General features: G+C 43.4%; 3 protein-coding genes and 3 pseudogenes. 2 read left to right on the top strand and 4 right to left on the bottom strand.

Features of this window, described 5'->3' with window-relative positions; translation table 11 throughout:
• Positions 1-304: 304 nt before the first annotated feature.
• Positions 305-847: pseudogene (locus tag QT979_RS29170) on the bottom strand (calcium-binding protein); the annotation flags it as partial.
• Between the two features lie 1527 nt (positions 848-2374).
• Positions 2375-4174, bottom strand: a pseudogene (locus tag QT979_RS29165) (DUF4347 domain-containing protein); the annotation flags it as partial.
• A 317-nt stretch (positions 4175-4491) separates the two neighbouring features.
• Between QT979_RS29165 and QT979_RS28110 the strand changes: the two are divergent.
• Both QT979_RS28110 and QT979_RS28105 read left to right on the top strand, forming a co-directional pair.
• A complete protein-coding gene (locus tag QT979_RS28110; protein ID WP_333312309.1) occupies positions 4492-4692 on the top strand; it encodes a hypothetical protein in 201 nt (66 codons plus the stop codon).
• A 63-nt stretch (positions 4693-4755) separates the two neighbouring features.
• Positions 4756-4845 (top strand): annotated as a pseudogene (locus tag QT979_RS28105) (hypothetical protein); the annotation flags it as partial.
• Between the two features lie 324 nt (positions 4846-5169).
• Here the strand turns inward: QT979_RS28105 and QT979_RS28100 are convergent.
• Both QT979_RS28100 and QT979_RS28095 read right to left on the bottom strand, forming a co-directional pair.
• Complete coding sequence (locus QT979_RS28100) at positions 5170-6240, bottom strand: IS630 family transposase (protein WP_333312308.1); 1071 nt, start codon at positions 6238-6240, stop codon at positions 5170-5172.
• 443 nt (positions 6241-6683) lie between these two features.
• Entirely contained in the window at positions 6684-7055 is a 372-nt protein-coding gene (locus tag QT979_RS28095) for a hypothetical protein (protein ID WP_333312307.1), read from the bottom strand.
• Positions 7056-7241: the final 186 nt, after the last annotated feature.

Below are 7241 nucleotides of genomic sequence, written 5' to 3'. Positions count from 1 at the left end.
CGATCGCATCCTTCACATGGAAGATGGAAAATTAGCCTAATTTTTAAATTTCCGAAGAATAGACATCACCCATAACTACCCCATTTTCAATTTTGGATGTCAAACCCTAAAGCCGAAAATTTGCCGATCTTTGAAGATTCGTACTCACTCCAGTCACAACACCTAACACCTACCCTGTCAAGATGTTTTGGATAATTTTTTCCTGATTATTTTGAGTGATTGCTAACTGGCCAAAGCTCAAACCTCCGGTTTGTGCGATCGCCTCCCTGTGATGGCCTAGCCTATAGTTTCTTCCCCAGCAATCTTACAAGAAAGAGCCACTCTTAAAAGCAGTTGGATTCACATTATAAACCAATCCCAAGTAGTCATTCCCAGATTTGATCGCCGTTGCAGTTAGAGGCATCACCCCATCTACGACGACATAAACCGACTCAAAGGTTAGTTGACTGAAATTGGCACCAATCAACTTGATTTTATCACCGGCAGTACAGAAGTCAGTAATCACATCAGCTTGAGATGGGTTAGTAGCGGTATATTCTAACACAAATGTATCATTATCCAAGCCACCTGTGAGCATATCGAAACCTCGATCGCCCCACAATTCATCATCCCCATTCCCACCAATCAAAACATCATTTCCCTTCCCCCCGTGTAAGAGATCATGATCATTGCCACCAGTGAGAGTATCATTGTCATTATTTCCACTCAAGAAGTCATCACCATTACCACCAGACAATTGGTCTGATCCTTTACCCCCAAACAATTGATCGTTCCCATTACCGCCATCAATGGTATCAGCACCTTGGTTGCCATAGATGGTGTCATTCTCGTCACTTCCCGTCAAGTTATCATTACCTGATAACGCGAATATCGGTTTGCCAAAGGCTGATTGTGGGATACTGGTATCATCTTCATTACTCAGTAGATATTTGCCATATACTTCTTGATTTTGTGGCAAATTAGTTGGTTCACCGCGATCGATATTACTGATTGATGGCGTGTTAATTGCGATCGTTATGGGTGTCGGTGTCGGCGTTTCCGTTGGTGTTGGTGTCGGTGTTTCCGTTGGTGTTGTCGGTGTTTCCGTTGGTGTTGTCGGTGTTTCTGTCGGAGCAGGTGTTTCCGTTGTTGTTGTCGGTGTTACCGGTGGAATTGGAATTGGCGTTGGTTTGGGAACCGGCACCGCAATATTAACGTTAAAAGTCCCTAAACTACCAGCAACATTGAAATTGCCAAGACTATCTTTAACTTGACTTGCTTGCAACTTAATAGTATAAGTTCCATTGTCAGTATTAGCCCAACTTTCCCCAGGCGGAATAAACGAATAAGTTGCTGTCCGAGGTGTACCATTACTATTAGTATCGACACTGACAAATTTTGCTGGAATGTCACCGCCAGACCAATTTATCAAAATATCAGAACTGTCCAAACTTGAAACATCGACAGCATTATTATCGCTGAAAGTAACTGTCAAACTTTGACTGGTTCCTCCGGCTGTCGTAATATCAGCAACAGGATTTATGGTGACGGTGGGAGCAACCCCATCGACTAATACGCCTGTGGTGCTACCGACGCTATTTAAAGTTAGGATCGCGTTGGCATTGGTGGCATTTTGAATGGTAGCATCCGTGGGTAAAGTTAAGGCCGTACCAACTGTGATGCCATCGGTATCTAGGTTGCCAGAAGCAACAGTATAACGGAAGGTATGGGTGGTGGCAGAGGCTCCTGTACCGTTGAGGGTAGCGTTGAGGGTGCCGCCAGTATCTAGGGTAATCGGTAAGTTGGCACCGCCAGTGATGGTTACGGGTTCGTTGAAGGTAACGGTAAAGTCCAGGTTTTGTCCAACTCCATAGGTGTTATTGGTGGGTGCGCTGACACTGGTGATGGCGGGAGCGGGGTTGACGGTAATCTTGGCGGTTTCGTCAGCCACGCTGAATACGCTGGATGTGCTGTGATTGGTTAAGTCTGCTCCTGTGTCTGCAGTGCCGCCGTTGGTGCCGGTGATTTGGTCCCAGGCTTTGAAGGTAAAGGCGTTAGTGGCAGTGCCATTATAGCTGGCATTTGGGACAAAGCGGATTTTGGTGTTAGCGTCAGATGCTAGGAGACGTGCATTGACGGGCGAGGCGGTAAATGTATTCCAGGTAGTGCCATCAGTGGTGTATTGCCAAGTCCCGTTAGTCGCGTCCACGCTGGTGATCGCGATGCCTTGTTTGGCATCGGTGTCACTGTCGGTGATTTTTGTTCCCCCCAGATTCGCGATCATTGTGCTAATTAGTGTGCCGGTACTGGTGCTGTCTCCTTGGGTGAGCGCCGTGAGGGTGGGTGTGCCGCTGGTATCTAATACGGGGGAGTCGTTGACGAGGACGTTGACGGTGATGGGAGTGCTGACACCGCTACTGTCTTTGGCGCTGTAGGTGAAGATGTCTACGCCGTTGAAATTGGCGTTAGGGGTGTAGAGGATGTTTCTTTTCGGGTCGATCGCGATCGCATTGAGGACAGAAGACCCAAACGGGTTAGCTGTGGCGTTAAAGGTAGTATCAACCGCCCCAGTAGTCGGGTTGAACTTCGCAACCTTGGCAGATAGGCTCATGAAAGACCAGCCACCAACTATGGAGTTGTCACTGCTATCGAAAGCGATCGCATTGAATTGAACACCCACATTGGGGTTAAAGGTAGTATCAGTCGCCCCAGTAGTTGGGTTTAACTTCGCACTTCGGAAGGGAGGATGACCGGCGTGTAACCCCCCGGAAAGCCAGCCACCGACAATGAGGTTGCCACTGCTATGGAGGGCGATCGCCGTGACAATCCAAAAACCCGCATCATTGGGGTTAAAGGTAGTATCAGCAGCCCCAGTAGTCGGGTCTAACTTGGCAATGTGGTTGCGAGTTTGGTCACCGATGGTGGTGAAGTCGCCACCGACATAGGGGTTGCCACTGCTATCGATGGCGATCGCCCGGATCAAATTATCCGCATTGGGGTTAAAGGTAGTATCAGCAGCCCCAGTAATCGGGTCTAACTTGGCAATGTGGTTGCGAGTTTGGCCACCGATGGTGGTGAAGTCGCCACCGACATAGGGGTTGCCACTGCTATCGATGGCGATCGCCCGGATCAAATTATCCGCATTGAGGTTAAAGGTAGTATCAGCAGCCCCAGTAATCGGGTCTAACTTGGCAATGTGGTTGCGAGTTTGGTCACCGATGGTGGTGAAGTCGCCACCGACATAGGGGTTGCCACTGCTATCGATGGCGATCGCCCGGATCAAATTATCCGCATTGGGGTTAAAGGTAGTATCAGCAGCCCCAGTAATCGGGTCTAACTTGGCAATGTGGTTGCGAGTTTGGCCACCGATGGTGGTGAACTCGCCACCGACATAGGGGTTGCCACTGCTATCGATGGCGATCGTATTGACAAAACTATTCGCATTTGGGTTAAAGGTAGTATCAACAGTCCCATCAGAGTTTAACTTGGCAATGTTGTTGCGAGATTGGCTGCCGATGCCGAAGAACCCGCCACCGACATAGATCGAATCACCAATAATCGCGGTGCCGTGGCTAGGGCCGGTGACGATACTATCAACACTGAGTCTGCCGGTTCCCGTGTCGTTCGCTAAAACATCGATCGCGATGGAAGTAGGGGTAGCACTAACATTAATGCTTTTGCTATCTGCGGTGCCAGTGGGTCCGGCTAAAGTGTAGTGATAATTGGCAAAATTCAGGGGTTGGGTTTCAATTTCCCCAAATTTCACTTCTAACTCCCCGTCGCCGCCAAAGGCCGCAGAACCTGTTGAGTCGTTAGAAGCTGCTACATCTACGCCTGTTATTTCGCTGAGATGTTTGACAAAATTGAGGCCAGTTTCTCCCGCACCTACATCGCATCCATATAATAGGATATCGGCGTTTTCAGTTAGGGCATTTCCCCACTGTTTTATCTGACTGCTGAAATTTTCTAGGTTGTTAGAGTCGAGTATGTCAGAACCGAGTTTTAAACTACCTTCGCTACCGTGGGAAAGGATGTGCACGGCTGCAATATCTTTTTGATCTGCCAAGGCTTGAGTAATTGGTGCGATCGCGCTCGAATTTTCATTTAAAATCACAATTTGAGCGCGATCGATGTTTTGAATCAGGCTTTGATAATCTTGTATAGACGAGTCAACGAAAATGATTTCCTTGTTCATGGTAATCACCTATTGGTTTTTGTTAAGTCTAGGACTTACGCAGTCAGCGCAATTACCAACAATAAATGAGGCTTTTTGTGATACCAAAAGCTGAGAACAACGAAATCTCGGATCAGTGCGTAAGTTCTAACTCATTCACTGCAAAAGTTTTTGCTTACCGGATGATTATTTCATCTAATCAATCACAACTTTTGCCGACTCAGTAAATAATTCTGCTATACTGCTATTAAAGCATTTACTACAAAATCCATAGTGATTTATTTACTTAAATTCATGAAATTTCAATTATCTTAAAAGATTTTGTAAATATTAATCCATTGGTGTTCAATAATGACGATCGCACCGGAGGGAAAGGAAGCGGAAGCGGTTTGCGGCTGGGTGCGGTGATTAATTCTCGGATTTTCTCAATGCGAGCAAAACATAAGTGTTCAGCCAGAAACCAACAGAATCTAGCCTTTTTGGCGAATCTTCGATCGCGCAATGGGGCTTTACTGTACGAACCCCTCTATTTAAGCTAAAAATATCAACTTTGGCTAGACAATGCGCTAGCTGCGGGTGGGGAACATCCAGGTTACGATCGTCTATATATTCCAAGCATCGGCTATACTACAGGAGATATCGACATTCACGATATCGCAGTAGATAAAAATCATCAAATCATTACTCTATGACGTGCAAATAATTCCCGCAGCGCAAAAACCAATGGCTTTAGGTTTTCCAACGGAAGAAATTGCTCAGTTAGTTACGTTGGAATTTTTACCGCAGATGGCATAGTTGGGAATTTTTACTGCAGATGGTAGCGGATATACGCAGATTAATGCAGATAAATGTTGATTGAGGACTTTAGTCATCACTACCCACCTCACTTTGCACTTATGAAATCCACTAATATCAGCACGACAAATAACAAATTACCGATTGATGAGCCGGTAATTTCTCTGCACAAACTCGACCACTATAGCAATCCTAAATGATTTTCTCTATTTAGCTCAATCCTAAATGATTTTTTCTGTGTAAGTATATTGACGTATTTTGGGGAAATCAAATTTATGTTCGTTAGTGAAAAACTCAAACAAAAACTTGACAATTTTAAAAGATCTACATAAATACCAATACTTTCTTAAAAAGTTTTTAGCTTGTAGCCAAATATCTTCAACGGGATTCTGTTGGGGAGCATTGGGAGCAAATAAAATACAAGTAATTGACCAATTTTCAGGTTCTTTGTCACCATTTAGTTCTAATAAAAACTCTCTAAATTCTCCATATTTATGATAACTAGCTCCATCCCAAATCAAGATAATCTTGCGATTTTTATATTTATTTTGTAAGTATTTTATGAATTTAACTGTGGATTCTCCATCACCAGATGGATGGCTCTGAATATGGAATTCTTTGCTTTGATAATTGAGGGCGCCAAAATAAGTTTGTCTATCTTTTTCATTGGTAATTGGGACTTCAATTCTGATTTTTGATTGACCCCAAACATAACCAGTTAGATCACCATGAAGTAGATGACATTCATCTAAAAACAATACTATTATTTCTCCAGACTCTATACCAGCTTTGTTTTTAAATAAAATATCGTTAATCTCTTCCGTCTTTTTTTTTACCAGTTCTTTATCAAATTTAGGATTAGCCTTTTGAGTTTTTTTCCAACTTATTTTCGCCCGGTCGAAAAGTTCATAGTAACTCTGTTTTGATTTATACATCACACCAAACTCTTGAGCTAAATAAGTAACCAACTCATCTAAATTCCAATATTCTTTATTCTTTAACCACTCGATTACTTCAGTATTTTGTCGAGCTGTTAAATACCCTTTTGACCCTTTATGTTCTAGTTTGATTCCGGCGATGCCTTTGGTTTTAAATTGTTTTTTCCAATAACCAATAAAAAAATTACTTACACCTAAAATCTTGCTGATTTCATGGTAGATATTACCTGACAGCGCCATCCTTACAGCTATTGCTCGTTTTAGTTCTCTTGCATCGAGATCGCTTTTAATGAAATCTTCTAATTGGGCTATTTCTTTTTCCATATCTTTTTCTTGCAGTTGTAAGTTATTCATTTTTTTATGGTCACAATCAAGTATTGCATATAATTGTATCATAGTCTTGATAATGATTTAGGATTGCTATACTTCGGTCAAGGCCAACTGCGAAAACAGGTACTTTTTGACATTAATCTCGACATTAATGCAGGTGAAATCGTGCTGATGACGGGGCATTCCGGGGGAGCATCCCGATTTTGTAAATTTCCCAATAAATGATATAATTTTACATTTTTTAAACCAACGGCTTCCCCAAAAACTGCTATGGAAGCAACTACTAATTTTTTCTATGATTTAAGCGCTGTCTGAGCGCAAAAACCACGTACAATAAAGTAAATTGTTCTGGAGCCTTATGATGAATCCTGAAGAGCGCGAACGGTTAAAAGCCTGTCATGATGAAATCGCCCAAATTTTATACCGAAACAGCCCCCCGGAATCTTTAGAGGACTTAGAGAGCAATGTCACTGAAAAAGTCTCGCTCGCCTAGCCTGTTTACCTTTTAAGATAGAGCGAGGTTCCTGCATTCGAGGATAGGGCTTCGGTCTGTGTTTCAACACCCTAGGTTCGGAACGATCGGGTCGCATCGTAAGTAAATTAGTTGCCACCTGCTCCAACAGCAATTGATGCCATTGTCGCTGTTGGTGTTTTCCTGTAGTTGCCAACAACGTCAATAACTGATTAAACTGCTGTCGAGTTGATTGGAAGGAGAGTTGAAAAGCTGTATGTTCTGACGAAGATACGGCCTGCCACATAATGGTACGTAATAAAGTGTAAGCCAATAAGTGTGCCCAGATATCCTTTCTGACCATTGCCGGAGTTTTAGCTGTTAACATCTCCATTTTCAAAGTTGTTTTAAGATGCCGGAGACTAACCTCAGCAGCAGACCAGCGCCGTCCATATAACCCACATTCCGCAGATATTCAAGCAGATTTAAATTCAAAGAAATTGAGAATTGCCAAAACCTCAAATGATTGCATAGCAATCATTTGAGGTTTTTTTAAGGTATAATAATTTGTGCC

The sequence above is a fragment of the Microcoleus sp. w2-18bC1 genome (assembly GCF_036700365.1).
GTDB lineage: Bacteria > Cyanobacteriota > Cyanobacteriia > Cyanobacteriales > Microcoleaceae > Microcoleus.
Note: the sequence above shows the minus strand (reverse complement) of the source record. Positions and strands in the feature narration are given on the sequence as shown.